22 protein-coding genes are annotated in these 25,751 nt (G+C 69.7%); 12 read left to right on the top strand and 10 right to left on the bottom strand.

Translation table 11 applies throughout. The features are described from left to right. Positions 1-134: 134 nt before the first annotated feature. Positions 135-1,043 carry a glycine--tRNA ligase subunit alpha gene (gene glyQ / locus GGR64_RS15090; protein WP_184448847.1) on the bottom strand — a complete coding sequence of 303 codons (909 nt, stop codon included), beginning with the start codon at positions 1,041-1,043 and terminating at the stop codon, positions 135-137. A 75-nt stretch (positions 1,044-1,118) separates the two neighbouring features. Between glyQ and GGR64_RS15085 the strand changes: the two genes are divergently transcribed. Next, positions 1,119-2,939, top strand: a complete 1,821-nt coding sequence (locus tag GGR64_RS15085; RefSeq protein WP_160967132.1) for a GspE/PulE family protein — start codon at positions 1,119-1,121, stop codon at positions 2,937-2,939. A gap of 163 nt (positions 2,940-3,102) precedes the next feature. Here the strand turns inward: GGR64_RS15085 and GGR64_RS15080 are convergent, their stop codons facing one another. After that, positions 3,103-3,909: a substrate-binding domain-containing protein gene (locus tag GGR64_RS15080; RefSeq protein WP_184448848.1), complete on the bottom strand. Its 807-nt coding sequence runs from the start codon at positions 3,907-3,909 to the stop codon at positions 3,103-3,105. A 264-nt stretch (positions 3,910-4,173) separates the two neighbouring features. Between GGR64_RS15080 and GGR64_RS15075 the strand changes: the two genes are divergently transcribed. Further along, positions 4,174-4,944 (top strand): glutamine amidotransferase, encoded by a 771-nt coding sequence (locus tag GGR64_RS15075; protein ID WP_184646868.1) that lies wholly within the window; start codon positions 4,174-4,176, stop codon positions 4,942-4,944. Positions 4,945-4,991: 47 nt separating this feature from the next. Beyond that, a complete protein-coding gene (locus tag GGR64_RS15070) occupies positions 4,992-5,891 on the top strand; it encodes a BPSS1780 family membrane protein (RefSeq protein ID WP_160967128.1) in 900 nt (299 codons plus the stop codon). Positions 5,892-6,036: 145 nt separating this feature from the next. Here GGR64_RS15070 and tatC read toward each other — a convergent pair whose 3' ends face one another. The 4 genes from tatC to GGR64_RS15050 all read right to left on the bottom strand — a co-directional run bounded on the left by tatC (position 6,037) and on the right by GGR64_RS15050 (position 8,575). Next, the gene (tatC, locus tag GGR64_RS15065; protein ID WP_184646866.1) at positions 6,037-6,777 is read right to left on the bottom strand and encodes a twin-arginine translocase subunit TatC; all 741 of its coding nucleotides are present in this window, start codon (positions 6,775-6,777) and stop codon (positions 6,037-6,039) included. Continuing rightward, complete coding sequence (gene tatB / locus GGR64_RS15060) at positions 6,774-7,307, bottom strand: Sec-independent protein translocase protein TatB (protein ID WP_184646864.1); 534 nt, start codon at positions 7,305-7,307, stop codon at positions 6,774-6,776. The genes tatC and tatB overlap by 4 nt, the downstream gene beginning before the upstream one ends. Positions 7,308-7,322: 15 nt before the next feature. Continuing rightward, complete coding sequence (tatA, locus tag GGR64_RS15055) at positions 7,323-7,553, bottom strand: Sec-independent protein translocase subunit TatA (protein WP_019798768.1); 231 nt, start codon at positions 7,551-7,553, stop codon at positions 7,323-7,325. Positions 7,554-7,678: 125 nt separating this feature from the next. Further along, entirely contained in the window at positions 7,679-8,575 is an 897-nt protein-coding gene (locus GGR64_RS15050; RefSeq protein WP_184646862.1) for a YSC84-related protein, read from the bottom strand. A 167-nt stretch (positions 8,576-8,742) separates the two neighbouring features. On the opposite strand from GGR64_RS15050, the gene hemH reads away from it, so the two are divergent. The 3 genes from hemH (at position 8,743) to GGR64_RS15035 (ending at position 12,970) form a co-directional block, all read left to right on the top strand. Then, positions 8,743-9,702 (top strand): ferrochelatase, encoded by a 960-nt coding sequence (gene hemH, locus GGR64_RS15045; protein WP_184646860.1) that lies wholly within the window; start codon positions 8,743-8,745, stop codon positions 9,700-9,702. After that, positions 9,699-10,541 (top strand): alpha/beta hydrolase, encoded by an 843-nt coding sequence (locus tag GGR64_RS15040; RefSeq protein WP_160967118.1) that lies wholly within the window; start codon positions 9,699-9,701, stop codon positions 10,539-10,541. Before hemH ends, GGR64_RS15040 begins: the two co-directional genes overlap by 4 nt. A gap of 239 nt (positions 10,542-10,780) precedes the next feature. After that, positions 10,781-12,970 (top strand): methyl-accepting chemotaxis protein, encoded by a 2,190-nt coding sequence (locus GGR64_RS15035; protein WP_184646858.1) that lies wholly within the window; start codon positions 10,781-10,783, stop codon positions 12,968-12,970. 742 nt (positions 12,971-13,712) lie between these two features. On the opposite strand, the gene GGR64_RS15030 is transcribed toward GGR64_RS15035, so the two are convergent. From GGR64_RS15030 to ttcA, 3 genes are all read right to left on the bottom strand, one after another. Next, positions 13,713-14,504 carry a SprT family zinc-dependent metalloprotease gene (locus GGR64_RS15030; protein ID WP_184646856.1) on the bottom strand — a complete coding sequence of 264 codons (792 nt, stop codon included), beginning with the start codon at positions 14,502-14,504 and terminating at the stop codon, positions 13,713-13,715. A gap of 64 nt (positions 14,505-14,568) precedes the next feature. Then, positions 14,569-15,474, bottom strand: coding sequence for a recombination-associated protein RdgC (locus tag GGR64_RS15025; protein ID WP_184646854.1), 906 nt, complete (start codon positions 15,472-15,474; stop codon positions 14,569-14,571). 112 nt (positions 15,475-15,586) lie between these two features. Continuing rightward, on the bottom strand, positions 15,587-16,462 hold the full coding sequence (ttcA, locus tag GGR64_RS15020; RefSeq protein ID WP_184646852.1) for a tRNA 2-thiocytidine(32) synthetase TtcA: 876 nt from the start codon (positions 16,460-16,462) through the stop codon (positions 15,587-15,589). Between the two features lie 102 nt (positions 16,463-16,564). Here ttcA and GGR64_RS20930 point away from each other — a divergent pair, with 102 nt between their 5' ends. Then, positions 16,565-17,143, top strand: a complete 579-nt coding sequence (locus tag GGR64_RS20930; protein ID WP_260303033.1) for a hypothetical protein — start codon at positions 16,565-16,567, stop codon at positions 17,141-17,143. A gap of 15 nt (positions 17,144-17,158) precedes the next feature. Here GGR64_RS20930 and GGR64_RS15005 read toward each other — a convergent pair whose 3' ends face one another. After that, the gene (locus GGR64_RS15005) at positions 17,159-18,067 is read right to left on the bottom strand and encodes a DUF6624 domain-containing protein (RefSeq protein WP_237475320.1); all 909 of its coding nucleotides are present in this window, start codon (positions 18,065-18,067) and stop codon (positions 17,159-17,161) included. 201 nt (positions 18,068-18,268) lie between these two features. On the opposite strand from GGR64_RS15005, the gene GGR64_RS15000 reads away from it, so the two are divergent. The 5 genes from GGR64_RS15000 (at position 18,269) to GGR64_RS14980 (ending at position 25,662) form a co-directional block, all read left to right on the top strand. Next, positions 18,269-18,427, top strand: coding sequence for a DUF2256 domain-containing protein (locus GGR64_RS15000; RefSeq protein ID WP_184646846.1), 159 nt, complete (start codon positions 18,269-18,271; stop codon positions 18,425-18,427). A 52-nt stretch (positions 18,428-18,479) separates the two neighbouring features. Then, positions 18,480-20,030 (top strand): cryptochrome/photolyase family protein, encoded by a 1,551-nt coding sequence (locus GGR64_RS14995; protein WP_184646844.1) that lies wholly within the window; start codon positions 18,480-18,482, stop codon positions 20,028-20,030. Positions 20,031-20,322: 292 nt separating this feature from the next. Next, on the top strand, positions 20,323-21,909 hold the full coding sequence (locus GGR64_RS14990) for a choice-of-anchor Q domain-containing protein (RefSeq protein WP_184646842.1): 1,587 nt from the start codon (positions 20,323-20,325) through the stop codon (positions 21,907-21,909). 568 nt (positions 21,910-22,477) lie between these two features. Next, positions 22,478-24,682 carry a methyl-accepting chemotaxis protein gene (locus GGR64_RS21000; RefSeq protein ID WP_184646840.1) on the top strand — a complete coding sequence of 735 codons (2,205 nt, stop codon included), beginning with the start codon at positions 22,478-22,480 and terminating at the stop codon, positions 24,680-24,682. Between the two features lie 416 nt (positions 24,683-25,098). Next, on the top strand, positions 25,099-25,662 hold the full coding sequence (locus tag GGR64_RS14980) for a hypothetical protein (RefSeq protein ID WP_184646838.1): 564 nt from the start codon (positions 25,099-25,101) through the stop codon (positions 25,660-25,662). The last annotated feature ends 89 nt before the right edge of the window (positions 25,663-25,751 follow it).

The following is a 25,751-nucleotide window of genomic DNA, read 5'->3' as shown; positions in this document are numbered from 1 at the left end:
GGTTCCTTCTCCCTGTGGGAGAAGGTGCCCCGAAGGGGCGGATGAGGGTGCGGGCGCCTGGGGGCGGAGTAGCCGGCCTTGCGTGCCGACGTACCCTCACCCCAACCCCTCTCCCGGGGGGAGAGGGGCTTGCATCACTTCTTGACGCCGGGGAAGCCCAGCTTCTCGCGCTGCGCGTAGTAGGCCTTGGCCACCGCCTGTGCCAGCGCGCGCACGCGCAGAATGTAGCGCTGGCGCTCGGTCACCGAGATCGCGCGGCGCGCGTCGAGCAGGTTGAAGGCGTGGCTGGCCTTGGTCACCTGTTCGTAGGCCGGCAGCGGCAGCCCGACCTCGACCAGCGCCTGCGCTTCCTGCTCGCACGCGTCGAAGCGGTGGAACAGTTCGGCCACGTTGGCGTGTTCGAAGTTGTACGCGCTCTGCTCCACCTCGTTCTGGTGGTAGACGTCGCCATAGGTGACCGGCGTGCCATCGGGGCCGTAGGTCCACACCAGGTCGTAGACGTTGTCGCAGTTCTGCAGATACATGCACAGGCGCTCGAGACCGTAGGTGATCTCGCCCAGCACCGGCTTGCACTCCAGGCCGCCGGCCTGCTGGAAGTAGGTGAACTGGGTGACTTCCATGCCGTTGAGCCACACTTCCCAGCCCAGGCCCCAGGCGCCGAGCGTGGGCGATTCCCAGTTGTCCTCGACGAAGCGCAGGTCGTGCACCAGCGGATCGATGCCCAGCGCCTTGAGCGAATCCAGGTACAACTGCTGGATGTTGTCCGGGTTCGGCTTCATCGCCACCTGGTACTGGTAGTAGCGCTGCAGGCGGTTCGGATTCTCGCCGTAGCGGCCGTCGGTGGGGCGGCGACTGGGCTGCACGTAGGCCGCATTCCACGGCTCCGGTCCGAGCGCACGCAGGAACGTGGACGGATGGAAGGTGCCGGCGCCCACTTCCAGGTCCAGCGATTGGATCAGCACGCAGCCGTGCTGCGCCCAGAACTGGTTGAGGGTCTGGATCAGACCCTGGAACGTGATCGGTACGGACCGGGTGACGGACATCTAGCAGGGGCCGGTTGAGGGGTGCGCTAGTATAGCGACCGACTCGCGGGGACTTCCGCGCACCGGACCTGGACCATGGATTCGCGCCCTGCCGCGCCCCCCGCGTCGTTGCCCGCCGAGCCCGCCGTGGCATTGCCGCCGGGCCGGTTGAGCTTCGAGCGCGTGGCCGCCGCACTGCTCGCCGACGGCCTGGTCGCGCCGGCCGAACGTGGTCGCGTGCAGTTCTCGGCGCAGACCGCGCGCACCGTCAGCGACGTGCATCCGCTGGTGCTGCTGTCCAACCTGAAACTCGCCGCGACCCGTCCGCCGGGCAGCGAGCTGAGCCTGGAACGGCTGACCGAATGGCTGGCGCAGCGCTGCGGCCTGCGCTACCTGCGCATCGACCCGACCCGGGTCGACGTGGCCGCAGTCACCGGCGTGGTCTCGCACGCCTACGCGCGCCGCCACCGCATCCTGCCGCTCGCCCTGCAGCCCGAGCGCCTGCTGGTGGCCACCAGCGAACCGCTGGCGCTGGACTGGCTCGGCGACGTGCAGCACCTGGCGCGGCGCCGCATCGAAGTGGTGGTGGTCAACCCGCTGGACCTGCATCGCTACACGATGGAGTTCTTCGGCGTGACCCGCTCGGTGCGCGGCGCCAAGGACGGGCGCACCGAACAGAGCAGCGGCCTGCCCAGTTTCGAGCAACTGGTGGAACTGGGCCGCGGCGGCGACGTCAACGCCGACGACCACCACATCGTGCACATCGTCGACTGGCTGCTGCAGTACGCCTACGAGCAGCGCGCCAGCGACATCCACCTGGAGCCGCGGCGCGAGGCCGGGCGCATGCGCTTCCGCATCGACGGCGTGCTGCACAAGGTGCTGGAAGTGCCGCCGGCGGTGATGACCGCCATCGTCAGCCGCATCAAGGTGCTCGGGCGCATGGACCTGGCCGAGCGGCGGCGGCCGCAGGACGGGCGCATCAAGACCCGCTCGCCGGGCGGGCGCGAGACCGAGATGCGCCTGTCGACCATGCCCACCGCCTTCGGCGAGAAGTGCGTGATGCGCATCTTCGATCCTGATGCCGCGTTCAAGAGCGTGGACCAGCTCGGCTTCAGCCCGCAGGAAGCGGCCGGCTGGAACGCGCTGGTGGAACGCCCGCACGGCATCGTGCTGGTCACCGGCCCCACCGGCTCGGGCAAGACCACCACGCTGTACTCCACGCTCAAGCGCCTGGCCACGCCGGACGTGAACGTGTGCAGCGTGGAGGACCCGATCGAGATGATCGCCACCGAGTTCAACCAGATGCAGGTGCAGACCAACATCGACCTGGATTTCGCCAGCGGCGTGCGCACCCTGCTACGGCAGGACCCGGACATCATCATGATCGGCGAAATCCGCGACCTGGAAACCGCACAGATGGCGGTGCAGGCCTCGCTGACCGGACACCTGGTGCTGTCGACCCTGCACACCAACGATGCGCCCTCGGCAATCACCCGCCTGCTCGACCTGGGCGTGCCGCACTACCTGGTCGCCTCCACCCTCAACGGCGTGCTGGCGCAGCGCCTGGTGCGCACCCTGTGCGGCCACTGCAAGCGCCCGCACACGCTGGAGCCGCACGAGTGGGACGCGCTGCGCGAGCCGGGCGAGGCCTTGCCCGAGCCGCTGCAACCCTACGCCCCGGTCGGCTGCCTGGAGTGCCGCCGCACCGGCTACCTGGGCCGGGTGGGCCTGTACGAACTGCTGCCGGTGACCCCGCGCCTGCGCACCCTGATCCGCGCCGACATGGACTTGGCCGGCTTCAGCCGCGCCGCCCAGGACGAGGGCGTGCGCACGCTGCGCCGCGCCGGCCTGGAAAAAGTGGCTGCCGGGCTGACCACCATCGAGGAAGTGCTGTCGGTGTTGCCGCCGCGGGAGTGAGCGGGCGGGGGCGGCGTGGTCGGCATGGGTCTCCTCGCGCGCTGGTCTGCCGCACACGATGCGCTTGCGGGAGCGCATCGCCAAGCCGCGACCACAGAGAATGAGCGCACCGCCCACGCGTCGGATGAGAACGCCGTCCGCAGCGCCGTGATTCGCGCCGCCGTTATTTCTTCCCGGCCATCGGCGTGAGGCCGCTCTCCGCGATGGCCTTGGCCGCCGCAGGAGACGCCAGGTAATCCAGCAGCGCCTGCGCCGCCTGCGGCTGCGTGCTGGCGGTGGCGACAGCGCCGGAGTACAGCGTCATCTGCTGCGCCTGCTTGGGGATCAGGCCGACGATGGCGATGCCCGGAACCGGCTTGAGTTCGCTCAGTTGCTGGAAACCGAGTTGTGCCTCGCCGCGCGCGACCACTGCGCCGACCGGCTCGGCGGGAATCATCCGCGCCTTGGCGGCGAAGCCGGCGCCGAGCCGCATCCGCGGGAACAGCGTGCGCGACAGATAGACGCCGCTGGCGCTGTCGGAATAGGCCACCGATTGGCTGTCGAGCAAGGTCTTGCGGAAGGCCTCCATCGTGGAGATGTCCGGTTTCGGTGCACCCTGTTTGACTGCCATGGCGATGTAGGACTCGCCCAGGTCCACGCGGCTGGCGGGGCGCGCCTGGCCGTTGGCCACCAGCGTGTCCAGCGCCGCGCCGACCATCAGCAGCACGTCCGCCGGCTCGTGCCGGGCGAGGCGGTTGGGAATGGCCTGCGGCGTGTCGCCCATCGACGGCGCCGCCTCGATGTGCAGCCTCACTCCCGTACTGCGTTCGTAGTCGGGCGCGACGGCGCGGATGGCGCCCATGATGCCGCCGGAACTGAGCACCGTCAGCGTCGTGGGCTGGGCGGGACGGCCGGACTCCGGCGCCGCCGCCACCGATGCGGACACGCTCAGCAGCGTGACCAGGACCAAGGAAATCAGCGGACTGCGCATATCGAACCTGCCAGGAAGGAAGAGCGACAGCCTGCGCGCGCCGCGCTGAAGCGGATGGGAAGCCGTGGCCGCGCACCGACCCGACCGCATGCCCCGCCGGATCGCTTGTGCGCCACCGCGCTGCCATCCCACCGCGGCTCCGTCATGCCGGGGATCAGGCCCGGCCGCGTCGCGGCCGCCTCCCCTTGCTCGCAGTTATATGCTTATGCCATCGACACCTTCGGCGCTCGGAAAAAGCCGCGCGCTGCCGTCTAGAATCCCACCATGCCGTTGGCTTCTCCCGTCCGTCGCCGTGCTGCGCCCTTCCTGATCCTCGAAACCGGCGAACCGGTGGCGACGATGCGGCGCTACGGCCGCTTTCCGCACTGGATCCGTGTCGCCGCCGGCCTGGCCGAGCGCGAGACGGTGGTGGCCAATGTCGCCGCCGGGGAGGCCTTGCCGGCGCGGGGCGACTTCGCCGGGGTGATCGTCACCGGCTCGGCGGCGTTCGTCACCGACCGGGCCGACTGGAGCGAGCGCTCGGCGGCCTGGCTGCGCGAGGCCGCCGAGGACGGCACGCCGCTGCTGGGCATCTGCTACGGCCACCAGCTGCTGGCGCACGCGCTGGGCGGGGAGGTGGCCTACAACCCGGCCGGGCGCGAATCGGGCACGGTGCACATCGAACTGCATCCGCCCGCCGCCGAGGATCCGTTGTTCGCCGGCCTGCCGGCGCGGTTCCCTGCGCATGCCACGCATCTGCAGACGGTGCTGCGCGCGCCGGCCGGCGCCACGGTGCTGGCGCGCTCGGCGCAGGACCAGTGCCACGCCTTCCGTTGGGGCGAGGCGACCTGGGGCCTGCAGTTCCATCCGGAGTTCGCCACCCACCACATGCGCGGCTACGTGCAGGCGCGTGCCGACTGTCTACGCAGCGCCGGACGCTGCGCCCGTACCATCGCCCGCGAGGTCAGCGCCGCACCGCTGGCACGCAAACTGTTGCGGCGCTTCGTTCAGCACGCACGCGGGCAGCACAGCAGCGGCCAGGCAAAACCGCGATAATCTGTGCAGTCGCCGCGCTGTACGGCGTCCCCCACTTCGGATTGGCAATGATCGAGATTCGCAAGCTGCCGGCCTCGGCCGGCGCGGAATGGCTGTTGGCCGGCATGTCCCTGCTGCGACGGGCGCCGTGGGCGTTGGGCCGGCTCGGACTGGTCTGGGGCCTGGCGGCGCTGATCGCGCTGTTCCTGGGCGTGCTCAACCCCACCCTGGGCATGCTGGCGCAACTGTTGATGGGCTTGGCCGGGCCGCTGCTGTTCGGCGGGCTGGTGTGGGCCGTACGCGAGGTCGACCAGGGCCGCAGCGCCGAGCCGGCGCACCTGCTGCAGGGCCTGCAGGGCGGCCGCACGCCGAACCTGCTGGTGGCGCTGCTGCCGCAGGTGGTGGTCGGGCTGGCGCTGGCGCTGCTGGCCGTGGTGGTGATCGGTCCAGGCGGGCTCGAACAGCTGACCACGGTGATGAACAAGCTCAACGAGTTGGGCCAGTCCGGCGCCCAGCCGGATCCGCTGCAGGTGGAGCAACTGGTCGCGACCCTGCCGGCGTTGCGCATCCTGCTGTGGCTGATGCTGGTGGCGGTCGGCTTCGTGGCGGTGGCGCTGACCCTGTTCCTGTTTGCGCCGCAGGTGATGTTCGACGGCCGCAACGGCATCGCCGCGATCGGTCACGGCCTGCGCGCCTGCCTGCACAACCTGCCGGCGATGCTGGTGTTCTTCGTCCTCGCCTTCCTGGCCATGTTCGCGTTCTATTTCGCGCTGACCGTGGTGATGCTGGTGCTGCAGTTCCTGGTTGGCACCGCGGTGGCGGCGCTGGTCGCGCAGTTGCTGCTGATGGCGCTGCTGATGCCGGTCCTGGCCGGGATCGTGTACGCGGCCTGGAAGCAGATGTTCGTGCACGCCGGCGATGCCGCGCCGGCGGTGCCGCCGCCGCCTTCGAACGTCTTTGTGGCTTGAGGGCTGGGATTCGGGAGTGGGGATTCGGGATTCGTAGAGCGACAGCAACAGCAAAAACGGCCCCTCGGGGCCGTTTTGCTGTGTGCAGGCGAGCGCTATCTGGTCCGAGGATGGGTCAGACGCAGCGAACCGCGCTTACGAATCCCTATTCCCGAATCTCCACTCCCGGCTTCTTGGTCACCGCCGCCGCGGCGATGATGCCCAGTTCGTACAGCAGGCACATCGGGATCGCCAGCATCAGCTGCGAGACGACGTCGGGCGGGGTCAGCACCGCGGCCAGGACGAAGATGCCGACCACCGCGTAGCCGCGGCCCTCGCGCAGTTGCTGCGGGGTCACCCAGCCGAGCAGGGCCAGGATCACCAGCGCCACCGGCAGTTCGAAGCTGGCGCCGAAGGCGAAGAAGATCGCCAGGACGAAGTCCAGGTAGGCGCCGGCATCGGGAGTGAGCTGGATCACGTCCGGCTTGAACGTGGTCAGGAAGTGGAACACCGCCGGCAGCACCAGGAAGTAGGCGAAGCCGCAGCCGAGGTAGAACAACAGCACCGCCGAGGCCAGCAGCGGCAGCGCCAGGCGCTTCTCGCGCTGGTACAGGCCAGGGGCGACGAAGGCCCAGGCCTGGTACAGCAGCCACGGCGCGGACACGAACAGGGCCAGGAAGAACGCCAGCTTGAGCGGGGCGATGACCGCGCCGGCCGGGTGCGTGGCGATCACGCTCTGGCCCACCGGCAACTGCGCCAGCATCGGCTCGGCCAGCCAGGAGTACAGGCGCTTGGAGAAGGGCAGCAGCGCCACCACCACCACGCCCAGGCCGATCAGCGCGCGCATCAGCCGCGCGCGCAGTTCGATCAGGTGTTCGATCAGGCTGCTTTCGGCTTCGACGTTCATCGCGGTGCCTCCGGCTCACTGGAGGGCGACTGGGCGCTGCCCGTCGCCGTGGCGGAGGGCGCCGGATGTGGCGCGGCGGCACCGCGCGCGGCGGCCGGCACGGCGGACGCTGCTGGCGCCATCGACGGTGGCAGTGGCGTGGCCGAATCGGCAACGCGCGGCGTCGAAGTGTCGGTTGCGGCGGCAGCCGCTGGCGGCACGGCCGCCGAAGCGCTGTCGGCAGGCGGCACCGGCGGGTGCGGGTCGATCTCGCGGCGTAGCGCCTCGGTCTGCCGCTGCAGTTCCTCGCTGCCGTCGCGAAACTGGGTCTCGGCCTGGCGCAGCGAACTGTGCACGTCGTGCAGGCTGCGCTTGAGTTCCTCGGCTTCCAGTTCGCGTTCCAGTTCCTGCTTCACCGAGTCCCACTGCGCGCGGGCACGGCGCACCCACAACCCGGCGAAGCGCGCGGCCTTGGGCAGGCGCTCGGGGCCGAGCACCACCAGGGCCACCACCGCGATCACCAGCAGTTCGCTGAATCCGATATCGAACACGCCGGCGGTGTCCCGTCAGTGCGCGTCGCGGTCGCGCTCGGCCTGGGTCTGGCGGGACGGCTCGCTGCTGCTGCGCGTCTCGTCGCCGAGCTGGCCGGCGGGCTTGTCCTCGTCGCGCATGCCTTTCTTGAATTCCTTGACCGCGTTGCCCAGATCCTTGGCGCCGCTCGTCAGCCGCTTGGTGCCGAACACCAGCAGCACGATCACCAGCACGACCAGCCAGTGCCAGATGCTAAGACTGCCCATGATCCGCTCGCAGAAAAGTCGTAAGGAACCCGCAGGATAACGCACCGCGCCGTGCCGCGTTACCTTTCCCGGCCGTGCAGGCATGCCTGTACGGCGGGATGGACAGGTGGCGTTGGGAACGACGCTCAGCGATCGCCGTCGAGCTTCTCGGTACGGATCTCGCCGTCGGACACCGGCTGGAAGCCCTGCTGCGCCGGTTGCGTCTGGCCCTGCAGGGGGACGGTGCTGGCGGCGGCGTCGGGCGCGGCGGTCGGTTCCGGCGCGGCCTGCGGTGCCGGCATGGCCGGTGCCGGGGCTGCGGTCGAATCGCCGCTGCTGTCGGTGCCGCGGCTCTGCCGCGCGGCGTAGGTGGCTTCCTCGAGCTTGTCGCGGAAGGCGACGATGTCGTTGGACGGCCGGTTCGTGGTGCGGCCCTCGAAGATCATCCGCGGGGTGGTGTTGGGGCCGTAGGCGTTGAGGTCGGCGGCATCGTCGATCTGCAGCGCGGCGCCATCGAGGGCGACGCCGGCGAACAGGCCGCGGGCGCGCGACCACGACCAGATCTCGGCCTTGAGCTGGCCGTCGGTGGCCGCGGCGGCGTTGCGCCCGACCGGGCCGGCGGCGACGCCGGCATCGGCGCCGAGGGTGAACTTGCCGTTGACGATGTTGTCCAGGCTGCGGTCGTTGCGGAACACCAGCACCACGTCGGAGGACTGCACGCCGACCTGGAAGCCGATGCTGCCGCCGGTGAGCTTGACGAACACCGGATTGGACCAGGTGCCATCGGGGCGCTTGACCGACATCAGGCCATGGCCGCGACGCCCGCCGATCACCAGGCCGGCCTTGAGCGTGTCCGGGATCACCACGATGGCGCGGCCCTCGTCGAGCAGCTTGTCGGGGATGGACTGTTCGGGGATCTTCTGGATGTCGGTCAGCACGCGCAGCGCATTGCGGGCGCGCTCGTCCTCTTCCGGACCGGCCACGGCGTGGCCAGCGAACAACACGGTGCTCATCAACAGGGCGAGGCGCGGCAGGAGGGGCATGGCGGGCTCCGAAGTAGGTCCGCAGCAAGATACTGCAAGTGCTTGAACTTAGTCACAGGGCAATGAATCGGCAATGAGTGGTACCGGCGCCATGCACAGGCGCCATCGATCGTCGCGATCGAGCGGATCGACACGCCGCGACTCGCGCGCTCTGCCACAATGCGCGCATGTCCTACGCACCCGAGACCGCCATCCTGGTGGTGAATCTAGGCACGCCCGAGGCGCCGACCGCGCCTGCGGTCGCCCGTTATCTGGCCGAGTTCCTCGGCGACAAGCGCGTGGTCGCGATCCCGCGGCTGTTCTGGTGGCCGCTGCTGCACTGGGTGATCCTGCCGCGGCGCTCGCCCAAGTCGGCGGAGAAGTACGCGCAGGTGTGGCTAGCCGATGGCTCGCCGCTGGCGGTGTACACCCGGCGCCTGGCCGAGGGCATGCAGCGCGAACTGCCCGGGCACCGCGTGGCCTGGGCGATGCGCTACGGCACGCCGGCGCTGGCGCCGGCCCTGGACGCGCTGCGCGAGGCCGGCGTGCGCCGGATCGTGGTGCTGCCGCTGTACCCGCAGTATTCGACCACCACCACCGCCTCGATCGAGGACGTGGTGCAGGCCTGGCAGGCGTGCCATCCGCAGCTGCCGGTGCACCTGATCGAGGACTACCCGACCGATCCGGCCTGGGTCGCCGCGGTGGCGGACAGCGTGCGCGCGCACTGGGCGCAGCACGGCCGCGGCGAGCGCCTGTTCTTCTCGTTCCATGGACTGCCGCAGCGCGTGGCCAACAACGGCGATCCCTACCCGCAGCGCTGCGAAGCCAGCGCGCAGGCGATCGCCACCGCGCTGGGCCTGGAGGCCGGGGAATGGGAGCTCGGCTACCAGTCGCGCTTCGGCGCCGAGCGCTGGCTGCGCCCGTATGCCGAACCGCGGCTGTGGGACCTGGCCGCGCAGGGGGTCAAGCAGGTGGACGTGATCTGTCCCGGCTTCGCCACCGATTGCCTGGAAACCCTGGAAGAAGTGGCGATGGGCTTCGTCGAGACCTGCGCCGAACGCGGCATGCAGGTGCGCTACATCCCCTGCCTCAACGACGCCCCGGCGCACGCGCGCGCACTGGCACAGCTGGCGGCCCGCGCCGCATGAGTTTGCGTCCCTTCGCCTGCCCGTCGCGGGTGGGCGCGCTGGCCGGGCTGCGCAGCGGCAATCCGGATGGACCCAAGGCGCTGGCCTTGCACGGCTGGCTCGACAACGCCGCCAGCTTCGTGCCGCTGAGCCGGCACCTGCCGCAGTTGGACCTGGTGATGCTGGACCTGCCCGGCCATGGCCACAGCAGCGCCTTGCCCGAGGGCGCCGAGTACCTGCTGGCCAGTGCCCTGCATCCGGTGCTGGACGCGGCCGATGCGCTGGGCTGGGAGCGCTTCGTGCTGATCGGCCATTCGATGGGCGCGGCCATCGCCAGCCTGCTGGCCGCCGCGGCGCCGCAGCGCATCGAGAAGCTGGTGGCGATCGAGATGCTGGGCGGCCTGGCCGAGAGCGAGGACGGCGCGGTGGCACGGCTGCGCAACAGCGTCGCCAGCACTCGCCGCGCCAACGCCGCACCGTTGCGCGTCTTCCCCGACCTCGCCGCGCCGGTGCGCGCGCGGATGCTGGCCAACCAGCTCAGCGAGCCGGCGGCACGGTTGCTGGTGGAACGCGGCGTGCGCGCGGTGGACGGCGGCTACGTGTGGCGCAGCGACCGCCGCCTGACCTTGCCGACGGCGATCCGTTCGACCGAGACACAGATGCAGGCGCTGCTGGCCGGCATCGAGTGCCCGACCGCGGTGGTGTTCGCCGATCCGGCGCAGGACATGCTGCCCGAGCCGCTGCGCCTGCAGCGCGCGGCGTGCCTGCGCGACGGCCGCGTGCACACGCTGCCCGGCACCCATCATCTGCACATGGAACAGCCGGCGGCGGTGGCCGCGTTGCTGCACGACTTCCTCTGAGGCGGCCGCGGCGGCGCGCGCTCGCCTGGGCACGCGCGGGCGCAGCGCGCGCTGCGCGGCCATGCCGCCGGACAGCGCGCACGCATACTGCGACGCAGCGACAGCCAGCGCTGCGCACTACGCCGCGGTCGTCCTCCTCCCGGCGTCACAGTTCGACATGTTGTCGCCGCGCCGTCGCGTTTCGGAAAACTTCGGCGCACAGCGTAGCGGGCACCCTTCGCCCTGACGCCGCACTTCCGATGATCCGCCTCCTTCGCCGCTACCGGGTCGGCCCGCGCCTGACCTTCGCCTTCGCCGCCCTGCTGTCGATCTGCGGCGCCCTGATTGTGGCCAGCCTGGCGTCGATGGCGCTGGCGCGGCATCAGCTCGACGACATCGCCCTGGACAAGATGGAGAAGATCCGCCTGTCCAACGCGATGGTCGCGGCGCAGGCGCGGCTGGAGATCGGCTTGCTCAACGATGTCATCCTGACCAATCCCGACGAGAAGCAGGCGGTGGTGCGCGCCATCGGCGCGGCCCAGCAGGACTACGCGCAGGCGCGGCGCAAGTTGTTCGCGATGCGCCTGGACCCGGCCGACCGCACCGGCGCGCAGTTGCGCGCGGCGATCGACAAGGCCTATGCGCAGGTGCAGCCGTTCCAGTCGCAGGTGCTGGCACTGGCCGCCGACAACCAGAACCTGGATGCGCAGACCCTGCACCTGTACACCCTGCAGCCGCTGCTGGCGCAGTGGCAGCAGGCGATCCAGCGCAATGCCGCGCACCTGCGCACGCTCAGCGATGGTTCCTATGCGCAGGCGGTGACCACCATGGCCCATGCGCGCTGGCTGCTGCTGCTCGGCGGCGGCCTGTTGCTGGCGGTCAGCGCCTGGCTGGGCTGGTGCATCACCCAGAGCCTGGTGCGGCCGCTGCGCGAGGGCACCCGCGTCGCCGCGGCCATCGCCGCCGGCCAGCTCGACGCGGTGGTGCCGGCACAGGGCAACGACGAGGCCGCCGACCTGCTGCGCAGCATGCAGACCATGCAGACGCAGCTGCGCGCGGTGCTGGCCGAGCAGCGGCAGATGGCGCAACAGCATGCCGACGGCGCCATCGCCTGCCGCGGCGACGCGGCGGCGTTCCCCGGCGACTACGGGCAGCTGCTGCGCGACGCCAATGCGCTGGTCGACCTGCACGTGGGCACCGCGCAGTCGATGGTGGCGCTGATGCGGCGCTACGCCATCGGCGATCTCAGCGAGGACATGCCGCGCCTGCCCGGCGAGCAGGCGGCGATCTCCGAGGCGATGGATGCGATCAAGGCCAACCTCGGCACGCTCAGCCGCGACATCTGGCACCTGGCTGAGGCCGCTGCGGCCGGCGACTTCAGCGCACGCGCCGACGTGGGCGCGCACCAGCACGATTTCCGCATCATGCTCGAGAGCCTCAATCAGTTGATGGCGACGGTGGACGGCAACCTGGGCGAGTTGTCCGGGTTGCTGCGCGCCATCGCCAGCGGCGACCTCGGCGTGCGCATGCGCGGCGACTTCCGCGGCGTGTTCGCCGACATGCGCGACGACGCCAACGCCAGCGCCGACCAGCTGGCGGCGATCGTGGCCGGCATCCAGCACGCGGCCGCGGCGATCGACGCCGAAGCCGGCGCCATCGCCGGCGGCCATCAGGACCTGTCGCAGCGCAGCGCCGAACAGGCCGGCACGCTGGAACGCACCGTCCGTGCGGCGGCGCGCCTGACCGAGACCGTCCGCCAGAACGCCGCCCATGCGCACCACGCCAACGAGCTGGCCGACGCGGCGGCGACGGTCGCCGGTCATGGCGGTGCGTCGATCGACGCGGCGGTCGGTGCGATGCAGGGCGTGGAAGTGGCCTCGCGCAAGATCGGCGAGATCATCGGAGTGATCGACGGCATCGCCTTCCAGACCAACATCCTGGCGCTCAACGCCGCGGTCGAAGCCGCACGTGCCGGCGAGCAGGGCCGCGGCTTCGCCGTGGTCGCCAGCGAGGTGCGCGCGCTGGCGCAGCGCTCGGCCGATGCGGCCAAGGAGATCAAGCGCCTGATCGAGGCATCGGTGAACCAGGTCGCGGTGGCGTCGGCGCAGGTGCACGATGCCGGCAGCACCATGGGCCGCGTGCTCGCGTCGGTGAGCGAGGTCAATGCGCTCATGGCGGGCATCGCGGCGGCCTCGCAGGAGCAGGCCGCCGGCATCGACGAAGTCGGCCAGGCGATGGCGCAGATGGACCGCAGCACCCAGCAGAACCTGGCGCTGGTGGAACAGGCCACCGCGGCCTCGCGTGCGTTGGAGCAGCAGGCCGGCAGCCTGAGCGAGGCGGTGGCGGTGTTCCGGTTGGCCGACGCGGCAACGCCGGTGCCGCACGCGCAGGAGCCGATGCTGGCGATCCAGCCTGCGCCCGTCGGTTTCGAGTACGCGCGCAGCGCCTGACCGAAGGCGGCTGTCGGGCGGATCGGGCGCCATGCGCGCAGCGCCGGCGGTGCCGTGTGTCTTCCGCCGCCATGCCGAATGCGTGGCTGTCAATGCGTGGCTGTCAGGGGCCTGCGGACAGCGGTGTAGGTGTGCTCCCTACACACTCAAAGTGAAGCTTGTGTGTAGAAAAATTTTCGCTTAAGTTGCGCCCACGCCTGCCGTCAACAGGCGTAGACGCGATACGTCCTGTGTACGCGGCTCGATCCCGGCGTCCTGACATGCCGGCGTAGCGCCGCACGGACCGTACCGCCTCGCTGGCGCCGGAGGACGCGCCTGATTCGCGGTAGGCGGGAGGAGAGGGGGCCTGCCGGGCGCTGCATGGAGTTCTGCTTCCGCAGCGCTGGGGTGACACATCGCGATGCGACCGCATCGGCGCCCACTCGCACGCTCATCCCCCTTGTTCGCATCTCCGCTTGCGCGCCGTGTCGTGCCGCAGTGCAGCATGTGTGCCCGATTCGCTCCCCAACCACACCCTCGCCGTTCACGCCGATCGCATCGCGTTGTTCGGCGTTCAGTCGCGGGCCGGGTGTAACCGCCACAGCGTCTTCCGTGCCCTTCGAAGAACGTGCTTTCGCCCAGGCCTATCGTGTGCAGCTTGGCCAGTAGAAGCGGCTTCAGCCGCGGTGGGCGTTCTCGATGAAGCCCGTCGCGGCTGAAGCCGCTCCTACGGCGCGTTTGCCACCGTTCGTGGATGCGCGCTTCAGTCGCGCTCCGGCCGCAGCAGCCAGCGCAGATGCGCCTTGAGTTGGCGGCCGTGCTGGTGGAACCAGGTGCGCTCGGCGCGCCAGTCGGGGAAGCGCGCTTCCACTTCGTGCCAGAACGCCGGCGAGTGATTGGCCTGGATCAGGTGACAGAGCTCGTGCACCAGCACGTACTCGAACGCCGAGGGCCGCCCCAGCACCAGCGCCAAGTCCAGCGCCATGCTGCCGTCGGGCGCCAGCGAGCCCCACTGCGAGGACATGATCTTGTAGCGCACCGCGCGCGGGGCGCGCGGCAGCGATGGCAGGTATTGCGGCAACCAGCGGCCGACGTCGGCGCGGGCCTGGGCTTCGTAGAAATCGCGCAGCGCCCGGCGCAGCGCCGCATCGCCGCCGCGCGGCGGCAGGTGCAGGTGGGCCACGCCGTCGGCGACCTCGATGCGCGCGTAGCGCGCGTCGTGCCAGGTCACCGGTAGCGACTGCCCGCGCAGCGGCAGTTCGCCCGCTTCGCCCGGCCGCAGCGGCGTCAGCGTCTCGGCAGCGACATAGCGCGAGAGCTGCTGCGCCAGCCACTGCCGGTTCTCCAGCAGGAAGCGTTCGCCGGCGATCAGGCTGGCGCGCAGCGGCAGGGTCAGCCGCGCGCCGCGTTCGTCCACGCTGAGCTTGATGCGCCGCGCGCGCGGGTCGCGCACGCGCAGCACCTCGACTTCGCGCTCGTCCAGGCGGAAGCGGACGAGGTCGCGTTCGACGGCCGCCGGTGGCGGCGCAATCAGGCGACGGAGCAGATCGGGCATGGGCACAGCATACCGCCGGCGCGGGGGCGCACGGTGACAGCCGCGTGCGGCTGCCTCCGCCGCATCAGTCGGCCTTGCTCAGCTTCAGCGCCTCTTCCAGCAGCAGGAACAGGCGCCGTACCTCGGCGCTCATCAGCGCGAAGCGCGCGTCCAGCTCGGCGCGCACGCCGTCCTGGTCGGCATGCTCGAGCTGGTCCAGCGCACCGTCGAGGAACTTCAGCTTGCGGATCACCAGGTCGTCGCCGAGCACGAAGGACACGTGGTCGTCGAGCACCAGCGCCAGCTTGGTGACCTGCTTGCCGGCTTCCAGGTGCTTGTCGATCTCGTCGCAACGCAGTTCCTGGTGCTGGCACTTGACCACCGCGCCGCCTTCGATCGGGTCCTTCATCTCGCACTCTTCGCCCAGGCTCAGGCCTTCGGGCAAAGTCTCGCCGGCGATCCAGCCGGTGAGGATCGAGCGCGGCGCCACTTCGGCGTTCAGCGGCAACGCCGGGAAGCTGCCGAGCAGGCCGCGGATCTCCGACATCACGTTTTCGCCGGTCTTGCGGCTGGAGGTGTCCACCGCGACGTAGCCGTGCTGCAGGTCGAGCATGGCGTCGGTGCGCGAGGACTTGACGAAGGCGCGCGGCAGCAGCTCGTGGATCAGGTCGTCCTTGAGTCGCTTGCGCGCGCGGCCGCCGGGGCGCCGGCCTTCCTTCTCCTCGATCTCGGCGACCTTGCGCGCGAGCAGGTCGTTGACCACCGAGCCGGGCAGGATCTTGTCCTCGCCGCCGACGGTCAACCACAGGAAGTCGGCGATGCGGTGCGAGAGCGCTTCCTGCTCGTCGCGACCGAACGGGGAGATGAAGCCGCGCGAACTCATTTCCAGCGGGCCGACCGATTTGAGCTGGGCCTCCGGCAGGAGCTTTTCGACCTCGGAAAAATCGAGCGTGGTGGGGAAGCGGAACAGGGTCAGATTGCGAAAGAACATCGAGCATCCAGCGGAAGGAAACGGAACGGTCCGGCGGCACGCGCCGGGGAGCGGCGGCCATTGTCGCATCGCGCCCGCCCGGGCACCGCATCGGGCGGTTCAGCGAGGGGCCTCAGCCCGGCGCGTCGTCCGCCCAGGCGGCAGCCGGGGCGATCGCCGCGCCGCCGAGCGCGGCGAAGTCGAACAGCGCGCGGTCGGCCAGCTGCGCCGGATGCACGTTGCCCAGGGCGCGGGCGATCTGCTCCACCCGCCCCGGATGCTCCCGGTCCCACTGTTGCAGCAGTTGCCCGACCTGGCGGCGCTGCAGCGTCTCCTGGCTGCCGCACAGCGTGCAGGGGATCAGCGGGAAGGCCTGCGCCTGCGCGTAGGCGGCGATGTCGTCCTCGCGCACATAGGCCAGTGGCCGGATCACCAGGTGACGGCCGTCGTCGCTACGCAGCACCGGCGCCATCGCCGCCAGCTTGGCGTGGAAGAACAGGTTCATGAAGAAGGTGGCGACGATGTCGTCGCGGTGGTGGCCCAGCGCGATCTTGGTGAAGCCGTGCTCGGCGGCGTAGCGGTACAGCGCGCCGCGGCGCAGCCGCGAGCACAGCGAACACAGGGTCTTGCCTTCCGGCACCACCCGGGTGACCACCGAGTAGGTGTCCTGTTCGATCACATGCCAGGGCACGCCGCGCTGGCGCAGGTAGGTCGGCAGCACGTCGGCGGGAAAGCCCGGCTGCTTCTGGTCCAGATTCACCGCCACCAGCTCGAACGGCACCGGCGCCTTGCGCTGCAGCTGCAGCAGGATGTCCAGCAGGGTGTAGCTGTCCTTGCCGCCGGACAGGCACACCATCACCTTGTCGCCGGCGCCGATCATGCCGAAATCGGCGATGGCCTGGCCGACCTGCCGGCACAGGCGCTTGCCCAGCGCCGCGGCATTGCGCGCGCTGGGCGGTGCGGGATCGGCGAGCGGTTGCAGCGGCGGCAGGGGCAGGGGCGAGGTCATCGGCGGTAGTGTAGTCGGCGTGGCTGGCGCGGCGGCGTTGCGGCTCACTCCAGTTCCACCACCGCGACCGTGCCGAACGTGCCGGTTAGGCGGTCAATGACGGTGCCTAAGCAGCGCAGCTCCTCGCTGCTGTTCGCGCAGAAGGACAGGCCGTCCGCGGTGCACTGCATCACCGCGAACGGCATCGGCCGCGCTGGCGCCGAGGCAGTGCCGTCTTCCGCGAAGGACGCGCATCCGGCGCGGTCCGTCCTCCGCAGTCATGCCGCACCGGGACCGGCCCGCTACACTCGCCGCTGGCCACGCACGCAGGGTCCTCGCATGTTCAAGAACCTCATTCCCAAGATCTTTTACGAGCGCCTGCAGGATGGACTGGCGTTCTTCGTCGATGGCCTGGGCTTCCAGGTGCTGTATCAGGACGAGACGATGGCGGTGATCGCGCGCGACGGCGCCAAGGCCTACCTGGTGGAAAACGCGGAATGGGCGGCGAAGGATCGGCCGGAACTGGGCATCGAAACCGACTGCATCGACACGATCCATGCGGAGTTGTCCGCACGCGCACCGCAGTGGCTGCATCCCAACGCCCGCACCGTCGCGCTCAAGCCCTGGGGCGCGCGCGAATTCGCGATGCTGGACCCCACCACGGTCTGTGTCGTGTTCCGCGAGTGGCCGGCGCAGGAGTGACGGCGCCAGGTGCGCTCATCGTACGGGCGCGTGATAGACCTCGGAGAGGAAGGTCTTGTACTCGGCGATCGGCGGCAGGCCCATCGTCGCCCGGCGCGCATCCAGGCCATCGACGTCCTGGGTCCGGTCCAGGACCATCGTGCCGTCCGGCTCGGTTCTGAACTGCGTCCCGTAAAGCTGCGGCTTGCCCTGGTGCAGCAGCACGCGATCCTGCAGCATCGCAACGTCGGAAGGATCCGCTTCCTTCTGCGCCAGGGCGGACTGCATCAACGCGAGCACCTGCTCCTGGAAGCCCGGGTCCAGCGTGGCGTGTTGGGCGATCAGGAACGCTGCCTTGGATCCGTCTTCGCCCACCGATGTGCGCGTCGGCCATCCGTTCTTCGTCACCACCGTCTTAAGCCAGGCGGTGTTGGCCCGGTCAACCGCCACCGTCCGTTGCCATGACGCGGGGGTGTTTCCCTCGTCGATGGCCTTCTGTCGGACGGCCTGGTCCTTCTGCACACGTGCCAGCAACTCCTGCCGCAGCGGCTGGTCGACGCGTGCCTGGCGCGTCGCATCGAGCGTCTTGGCACGTGCGAGCAGCGACGGCCACGTCGGCAAGCTGCGCAACCGGTTGAGACCGGGCCGATCCTTGTGCATGAGCTCCTCTACATCGATGCGGCCTTGCGCCAACCGCGTGTCGAGCACCTTCAGGGCCGCCTCGGTCCTGCCGGCGGCGGCCAGGCATTCGACGTAGAACAGATCCGCCCCGCTCGGCAGGCCGGCCGGCGCCCCGTCGATTCGCGCCAAGGTGTCGGCGCAGGTGCCGTAGTCCTTCGCGTCGTACGCCGCAACCGCGTCCGTGATGCGAGCAGGCTCCGCAGCCGAGACCGGCGCCGCGCTCGCGGCCAGCAATGCAACAAACAGCACGTATCCCCGGTGCATAACGGACCCACTCTGTCGTGATCGCGCGGCGCGCAGCGTGGGCGGACAGTAGCGCAGTCCGGTCTCAATGGCGGCATCTGGTCGCCGTTGCGCTCTGCCCGCAGCAGAGTGTCTCGCCAAGGGACAGCGGGGCACACTATGCATACGCCGGTTGTCGGCCCCGGCCACGCCGGTCCATCCCACACCGCCCGGGGACCGAGGATGCGCAAGAAACACGAGTTGCCGGAAAAGCCCTGCCTGCATTGCGGCTGGCCGTTCCGCTGGCGCAAGAAGTGGGAAAAGGTCTGGGACGATGTGAAGTACTGTTCCGACCGCTGCCGTGGCGAGCGCAAGCGCGTGTCCGTGCCGGGGCCGCCATGAGCCGCAGCATGGCGCGCCGCCGCGGTGCGTGGTCGCACGCCGGCCGCGCTGCATGAGCCCGATGCAGCCCACCGCCCACACCTTGCGTCTGGTGCTGGGCGATCAGCTCGATCCCGAACATCCCTGGTTCGACGTGCGCGATCCCGGCGTGGTCTATGTGCTGATGGAAGTGCGGCAGGAGACCGACTACGTCCTGCACCATGCGCAGAAGATCCTCGCCATCTTCGCCGCCATGCGCGCATTCGCCGCCCAGCTGCGCGCGGCGGGCCACCGCGTGCGCTATGTGGCGATCGACGACGCCAGCAACCGCCAGTCCATCCCCGCCAATCTCGCTGCGCTGATGGCGCACTACGGTGCGCAGCGCCTGCAGTACCAGGACCCCGACGAATGGCGCCTGGACCAGCAACTGCGGCAGTGGGGCGCGACGCAGGCCTTCGCCACCGAAGCGGTGGACAGCGCGCACTTCTACACTCGCCGCGGCGAACTGGCGGAGTTTTTCCGTGGGCGTCCGCAATGGCTGATGGAGCACTTCTACCGGCATATGCGCAAGCGCCACCAAATCCTGCTGGTGGCCGACGGCACGCCCGAGGGCGGGCAGTGGAACTACGACCACGATAATCGCCAGCCCTGGCCCGGTGATCCGCCGCCGCCGCCGGATGCGCGCCCAGTCCACGATCACAGCGCACTGTGGGCAACCATCCAGGCCGCCGGCGTGGATAGCTTCGGCCAGCCACAGGCGGACGTGCTGCGCTGGCCGTTGCACCGCGCCGAGGCGCTGGCCTGCCTCGATCGCTTCATCGCCGACGGCCTGCCGTACTTCGGCCGTTACGAAGATGCGATGAGTACGCGCAGTCCGCGCCTGTTCCATTCGCAGCTCTCCTTCGCCCTCAACACCAAGATGCTGCGGCCGCAGGAAGTGGTGCAGCGCGCGCTGTCGGCCTACGACGCCGGCACCGCGCCACTGGCGGCGGTCGAGGGCTTCGTTCGACAGATCCTGGGCTGGCGCGAGTACGTGCGCGGCATCTACTGGGCACACATGCCCGACTACGCCGCACGCAACGCGCTCGGCCACGACACGCCGCTGCCGGCCTGGTTCTGGACCGGCGACACGCACATGCGCTGCCTGCACCACGCCATCGGCCAGTCCCTGCAGGATGCATACGCCCACCATATCCAGCGGCTGATGGTCATCGGCAACTTCGCACTGCTCGCCGGCCTGGATCCGGCGGCGGTGCACCGCTGGTACCTGGGCGTCTACATCGACGCGTTCGAGTGGGTCGAGCTGCCCAACACGGTGGGCATGAGCCAGTTCGCCGACGGCGGCCTGCTCGCGACCAAGCCCTACGTCAGCAGCGCCGCCTACATCGACCGCATGAGCGACTACTGCCAGGGCTGCCGCTACGACCGCAAGCAGAAGACCGGCGCGCGTGCATGTCCATACAACGCGCTGTACTGGGACTTCTTCGCGCGGCACCAGGACACGCTGGGGCGCAATCGCCGCCTGGACATGGTCTACCGCCAGCTCGGCAAGCTGCCGGCCGCGCAACTGCAGGCCTTGCGCACGCATGCGCAACACCTGCGCGGACGCCTGGACACGCTGTAGCGCGGGCCAGGCGCTTCGCGCGCACGTACAGCAACCGGATGCGCTGCCGGAACGTGCCCTGCAACGCACCCAAACCGTGCCACGCGCCGCGCATCGGCGCGCTGTCGCATGTGGTGTGTGCGCAATCGCGCGATCTGCTACCTGCGTTCTGGTCGATCGACACGCGCTCAAGCACCCTATGCCGCCGGTCGGCCCGGCGGCCGTCCTGCACTCGAGGTGTCAGCGACATGCATGACAGTCGAATGACTGTCGCGTGTCGCGTTGTTCCCCCGCAACCCTATCGAGCACGATCATGACCACGACGCGTTCCCTGAAAGCCAGCGCGCATGCTGCTGGCGTTATCGCCCTGATGACCGCCGCCACGGCGATCGCCGCCGTCCCCGCGGCGCCACAATGCAGCGTGCCGCAGGCTTGGGCGCTCCCGACCGCGGCCACGGTGGTCGGCAACGGCACGCAGGCCAGCTGCACTGCCAGTGCGCTGGCCGCCGCAGTCGCACAAGGCGGCTACATCGCCTTCAACTGCGGCGCCAAGCCGACCAGCATCGCGATCGACCGCTCGATCACCATCGCGGCGACCACGCCCACCGTGCTCGATGGCCAGGGCAAGATCACCCTGGATGGCCGCCAGTCCACCCGGATCCTGCTGGTCAACGCCGGCAGCGCGCTGTCGGTGCGCAACCTGAAACTGCAGAACGGCAGTTCCGTGCAGCCGGCATCGAACCAGGCCTACGACCCGGGCACCTGGGGCGGTGGCGCGATCAAGGTCGGCTACCGCGGCAAGCTGGAAGCCATCAACAGCCAGTTCCTGGCCAACCGCAGCAGCATCGGCGGCGGCGCGATCTTCGCCGGCAGCGACGCGGAGGTGACCATCGTCCGCAGCGGCTTCTACAAGAACACCTCCTGGCTCGGCGGCGCGCTGTATACCCAGCTCAGCCGGCTGACCATCGTCGGCTCGGAGTTCGCCAACAACCAGGCGATCAACGCCCCGCAAGGATTCCCGGATGCCGGCAATTTCGGTGGCGGCGGGGCGATCGACACCGACGGTGCGTCGCTGGCCGGCTATCTCAAGGGCGGCGTCGGCAGCGGCGGCACGCTGGCGATGTGCGGCACCGTGGTCCGCAACAACGTCGCCGCCAACGGGTCCGGCGGTGCCACGCTGTGGGCGTATGCGCCGGACACCATCGACGTGAAGTACTCCACCTTCGCCAACAACGTCGCCACCGGTGGCCCGGGCGGCGGTGCGCGCATCAGCATGGGCTTCACCGACACCTCGCATGCCGGCACCGCCATCACCACGCCGGGCACCATCAACATTGCCGAGACCAGCTTCCTGTCCAACACCGCCGAACAGGGCAACGCCGGCGCGCTGTACCTGGATTGCTACGGCGCCTGCGACGTCAGCAACAGCACCTTCCACGGCAACTCCGCCAAAGGCGTGGGCGCGGCCATCCAGCATGTCGGCTGGCAGCCGGCCAACGGCGACCAGGGCAGTCCCAGCGTGCGCTTCAACAACGTCACCTTCGCCGAGAACACGCCGTGGGTGACGCTGTTCGGCGACAAGTTCGACATCCGCAACAGCATCCTGTACTCCAAGACCGAGCGCGTGTTCTGCAACAACCAGAGCAACACCGGCAACAACCTCATCGAGTACTCGGCCAAGGGCGCGGTCTGGCCGAACGCTTGCCTAGCCGCGGGCAACGTGAAAACGGCCGACCCACTGCTGTCCGCCCCTGCGAACAACGGCGGACCGACGCTTACCCAACTGCCTGCGGCCAACAGCCCCGCGTTGAACGCCGGCGCCGGCTGTACCGCCATCGACCAGCGCGGCACTCCGCGCAATACCGCGGTGTGCGATCTGGGTGCGGTGGAGATCAAGTAAGCCGATCTGCCGTCGTTAGCCGCAGGGCAGTGCGCGGTCGCGCCGGCTTGGCCGATGCGACCGCGCGTCCGTCGCCGGGATGAGAAGCGCGTGCGGTGACGCCGCTTCCCGCACCGATGCGCCGATGCGGTAATGCGGCACCCAGGCGGCGCGGCGGCCCCGTCGTACGCACTGCGATGGGTGTCGGGTCGCAGACCAGTCCGCTGCATGCGGCCCCGCGCCGAGCGATCGCGCCGCGACCGTGCGCTCGACATACGCCGCATCCTGTCCGGTGCGCCTGCCAACGTCTGTCAGGCGGCGGTCGACGTCGCGCAGAACTCACCGCTGCAGGCATGAGCGCGCGTTGCAGTGCGCGCCAACAACGCCATTCGAGCCTGCCGCGCGCGCCGCGCGGGCAATACGGTGGCGTATCTTCTTTTGTGGGCATCGGCGGTGCCGCGCGATGGCGCGGCGCCAGCGACGCCTGTGCCTGCGACTTTCCGGATTTGGGACCTGGGTCGCTCGCAGGGGGTCAAGTTCGCGATGCAGATACCGATAAAGGTACCCCCCTCGCGAGTCCCCCCCCCCGATGCATTTCTTTCGCTCCTTCAAGGTGAGTCAGCGCCTTGCGCTGTCGTTCGGCCTGCTGATCGTGCTGCTTGGCGCTTCCTCTACCTTGGCGCTCTACCAGTTCCACAACGTGCGCCAGGCGGTCGACAAGATCGTCCACGAAAACAATCAGAAGACCGGACTGCTGTACACCATGCTGCGCAACAATATGAGCGCGGAGCGCTACCTGCGCGACATGATGCTGTCGCCGGCCGACAAGCGTCCGGCGATCGCCGCCAAGATCCAGGAGATCCGTGCCGACAACGACCGCCTTCGCCAGGCCCTGGACGCCCTGCCAGGCACGCCGGAAGGTCTGGCCATGCGCAAGCAGATCCATGCCGCGCAGGCGGCCGCACGGTCGGTCAACAGCCGGGTGCTGGCGTTGGCCGGTGCCGGCGAGATCGAGGCGGCCAGGCAACTGCTGTACGGCGATGCCGCGCCGTTGCTGGCGCGGCGCGTGGAGGTGATCCAGAACGCGGTCGATCTGCAGATCCGGCAGAACGCGCTCAGCTCCGAGCAGATCCAGGCGGCCCTGCTCTTCAGCAATCGTGCCTTGATCGGGTTCGGCCTGCTGGCGGCGGTGCTCGGCGCGACCTTGAGCGTGCTGATCACCCGCAGCCTGGCCGGACCGCTCGGGCGCGCGACCGAAATCGCCGAATCCATCGCTCAGGGCCGGCTGGACCATCGGATCCCGCCGCAGCCCAAGGACGAGACCGGCCGCCTACTGACCAGCATGGACCGCATGCAGGCGCAGCTGCAGGCGGTGATGGCGGCGCAGTCGCAGATGGCCAGGCACCACGAGCGCGGCGACGTCAGCCAGCGCATGGACGAGCACGCGTTTCCCGGCGAGTACGCGCGCATGGTGCGGGAGAGCAATGCGTTGCTCGACATGCACGTGAGCCTCCAACAGCGCTTGCTCGAGATCATGGGACGCTATGCGATCGGCGACCTGTCGCAGGACATGGATCGCCTGCCCGGCGAGCAGGCCGCGCTCACCGAGACCATGGACCAGGTCAAGCGCAATCTGTCGGCGATGAATGCCGAGATCGGGCAACTGGTCGACGCCGCGGCCGCCGGCGACTTCGCCGTGCGCGGCGACAGCGCGCGCTTCCAGTACGACTTCCGCGACATGGTCGAGGGGTTGAACCAGTTGATGGCGACTACCGACGGCAACCTGCAGGCGCTGTCCAGGCTGCTGCAGGACATCGCGAGCGGCGACCTGACCACGCGCATGGAGGGGCAGTTCCAGGGCGTGTTCGCGCAGATGCGCGAGGATGCCGATGCCACCGTGGCCCAGCTGACCGGGATCGTCGGCCGCATCCAGCATGCGTCCGGGCAGATCACCGGCGCCGCCGGCGAGATCGCCGCCGGCAACGCCGATCTGTCGCGCCGCACGGAGCAGCAGGCCGCCAGCCTGGAGGAAACCGCCGCCTCGATGGAGGAACTGACCTCCACCGTGCGCCAAAATGCCGAACGCGCCAGCCAGGCCAATCAGCTGGCCATCGGCGCGACCGCGGTGGCCTCGCAAGGCGGCGCGGTGGTGGCCCAGGTCATCGACACGATGAACGGCATCCAGACCTCGTCCCGGCGGATCGCCGACATCATCAGCGTGATCGACGGCATCGCCTTCCAGACCAACATCCTGGCGCTCAACGCCGCGGTGGAGGCGGCGCGCGCCGGCGAGCAGGGCCGCGGTTTTGCCGTGGTCGCCAGCGAAGTGCGGGTGCTGGCGCAACGCTCGGCCGAGGCCGCCAAGGAGATCAAGCAGCTGATCGACGACTCGGTGAGCAAGGTGGACGCCGGCTCCCTGCTGGTCAACAGCGCCGGCAGCACCATGCACGAGATCGTCGTCAGCGTGCAGCGCGTGACCGACTTCATGACCGAGATCTCGGCCGCCTCGCAGGAGCAGTCGAGCGGCATCGAGCAGGTCACCCAGACCATCACCCACATGGATCAGGCCACGCAGCAGAACGCCGCCCTGGTGGAAGAAGCGGCGGCGGCGGCCCAGTCAATGGAGGAGCAGGCGATCCAGCTCAGCGACGCGGTGAAGGTGTTCGTCCTGTCCGGCAGCAACGGGGACCTGACGGCGCGGCGCCAGGCCAAGCCCTTGGGCACGGCCGGTACCTCGACCTCCCGGCGTGGTCCGCGTCAGGTGGCGCCGTTACTGGTCGAACAAGCCTGCTAGGAACGCCGAGATGGCGCGCGCTGCTGACCGCAGCGCGTTCGCCACGCCTCTCCCCGGTTCCCCCGGGAGAATGGTGCACGGCGTGCGTTCGCAGGAGCGCGATCCATGCTCGCGGATGCTGTTTCATGGCAACCCTCGATGTCCGTGGGGCCCCGGCCGCCTGCTGTTCCGTCGTGGTCCAGCGTCGCTCGGGCGTCAGGCGCGCGTGCAAGACGAGGCCATGCCGGCATCTCGCGGCAGGGACGCGCCTGCGTCAACCGTCAGCCAGTGCCTCGGCGCCCACTTTTGCCGGCGCCTGCAAAGCACGCGGGCGATGCAGATATCCGCCAGAGAGCTCCTGTGACCGATCCCGAGGCGCTGCAGCGACGGCTGACGTGTGGAATCATGGATGGTCCCGAAAGCCCGCAGGCGCTGCCATGAACGAATCCGACGCCTACGTGTACGACGCGATCCGCAAATGGGTCTGGTCCGGGTTCTACTCCCAGGACGAGATCCAGGAGATGATCGAGGACATCCTCGAAGAGGACTGCGACGAGGCGATGCTGCGCGCCTCGGTCGCCAGCCAGTGGCAGGCCAAGCAGCAGGCCGAACAGACCTGGCCGGCGCAGACCGATTGCGACCGGCTCGATGCGTTGTTCGAGCGGCTGCACGAGACCGGCATCTGCGCCGTGGCCAATGCCGGCTACACCATGTCCGACGGCCACGTCGAAGTGAACCAGGCGGTGGCCGACACGCCGGACAGGCGCTACCACGGCTACTGCTTCTATCACGGCCAGGACATGGAGCGGGCGATCGACGGCGACGGGCTGATGCTGGCGTTCGGCGATCTGGACGGGCGCGAGGACGCGGACCTGGCGGCCGGCCAGCAGGTCGCCGCGGCGTTGCGCGCGGCAGGCTTCACCGTGGACTGGGACGGCACGCCGCGCAAGCGCATCGACCTGCCCGGCTTCGTCTGGCAGCGCCTCGCCGATTGGGATTGACGCAGCGGCGCAGCCCTGGGCTGCCAGACGTCGACGCCCTGGCTACAATCGCACGCTCATGCCCGACCGCGTCCCGATGCGCGGAAGGC

Origin of the sequence: Xanthomonas sp. 3307 (assembly GCF_014199735.1) — a bacterium.
GTDB lineage: Bacteria > Pseudomonadota > Gammaproteobacteria > Xanthomonadales > Xanthomonadaceae > Xanthomonas_A > Xanthomonas_A rydalmerensis.
This window is presented reverse-complemented; position numbering and strand designations above follow the sequence as displayed.

Coding starts and splice junctions, on each gene's coding strand:
- glyQ (WP_184448847.1), bottom strand. CDS start 1,043: ATGTCCGTCACCCGGTCCGTACCGATCACGTTCCAGGGTCTGATCCAG.
- GGR64_RS15085 (WP_160967132.1), top strand. CDS start 1,119: ATGGATTCGCGCCCTGCCGCGCCCCCCGCGTCGTTGCCCGCCGAGCCC.
- GGR64_RS15080 (WP_184448848.1), bottom strand. CDS start 3,909: ATGCGCAGTCCGCTGATTTCCTTGGTCCTGGTCACGCTGCTGAGCGTG.
- GGR64_RS15075 (WP_184646868.1), top strand. CDS start 4,174: ATGCCGTTGGCTTCTCCCGTCCGTCGCCGTGCTGCGCCCTTCCTGATC.
- GGR64_RS15070 (WP_160967128.1), top strand. CDS start 4,992: ATGATCGAGATTCGCAAGCTGCCGGCCTCGGCCGGCGCGGAATGGCTG.
- tatC (WP_184646866.1), bottom strand. CDS start 6,777: ATGAACGTCGAAGCCGAAAGCAGCCTGATCGAACACCTGATCGAACTG.
- tatA (WP_019798768.1), bottom strand. CDS start 7,553: ATGGGCAGTCTTAGCATCTGGCACTGGCTGGTCGTGCTGGTGATCGTG.
- GGR64_RS15050 (WP_184646862.1), bottom strand. CDS start 8,575: ATGCCCCTCCTGCCGCGCCTCGCCCTGTTGATGAGCACCGTGTTGTTC.
- hemH (WP_184646860.1), top strand. CDS start 8,743: ATGTCCTACGCACCCGAGACCGCCATCCTGGTGGTGAATCTAGGCACG.
- GGR64_RS15040 (WP_160967118.1), top strand. CDS start 9,699: ATGAGTTTGCGTCCCTTCGCCTGCCCGTCGCGGGTGGGCGCGCTGGCC.
- GGR64_RS15035 (WP_184646858.1), top strand. CDS start 10,781: ATGATCCGCCTCCTTCGCCGCTACCGGGTCGGCCCGCGCCTGACCTTC.
- GGR64_RS15030 (WP_184646856.1), bottom strand. CDS start 14,504: ATGCCCGATCTGCTCCGTCGCCTGATTGCGCCGCCACCGGCGGCCGTC.
- GGR64_RS15025 (WP_184646854.1), bottom strand. CDS start 15,474: ATGTTCTTTCGCAATCTGACCCTGTTCCGCTTCCCCACCACGCTCGAT.
- ttcA (WP_184646852.1), bottom strand. CDS start 16,462: ATGACCTCGCCCCTGCCCCTGCCGCCGCTGCAACCGCTCGCCGATCCC.
- GGR64_RS15005 (WP_237475320.1), bottom strand. CDS start 18,067: ATGCACCGGGGATACGTGCTGTTTGTTGCATTGCTGGCCGCGAGCGCG.
- GGR64_RS15000 (WP_184646846.1), top strand. CDS start 18,269: ATGCGCAAGAAACACGAGTTGCCGGAAAAGCCCTGCCTGCATTGCGGC.
- GGR64_RS14995 (WP_184646844.1), top strand. CDS start 18,480: ATGAGCCCGATGCAGCCCACCGCCCACACCTTGCGTCTGGTGCTGGGC.
- GGR64_RS14990 (WP_184646842.1), top strand. CDS start 20,323: ATGACCACGACGCGTTCCCTGAAAGCCAGCGCGCATGCTGCTGGCGTT.
- GGR64_RS21000 (WP_184646840.1), top strand. CDS start 22,478: ATGCATTTCTTTCGCTCCTTCAAGGTGAGTCAGCGCCTTGCGCTGTCG.
- GGR64_RS14980 (WP_184646838.1), top strand. CDS start 25,099: ATGAACGAATCCGACGCCTACGTGTACGACGCGATCCGCAAATGGGTC.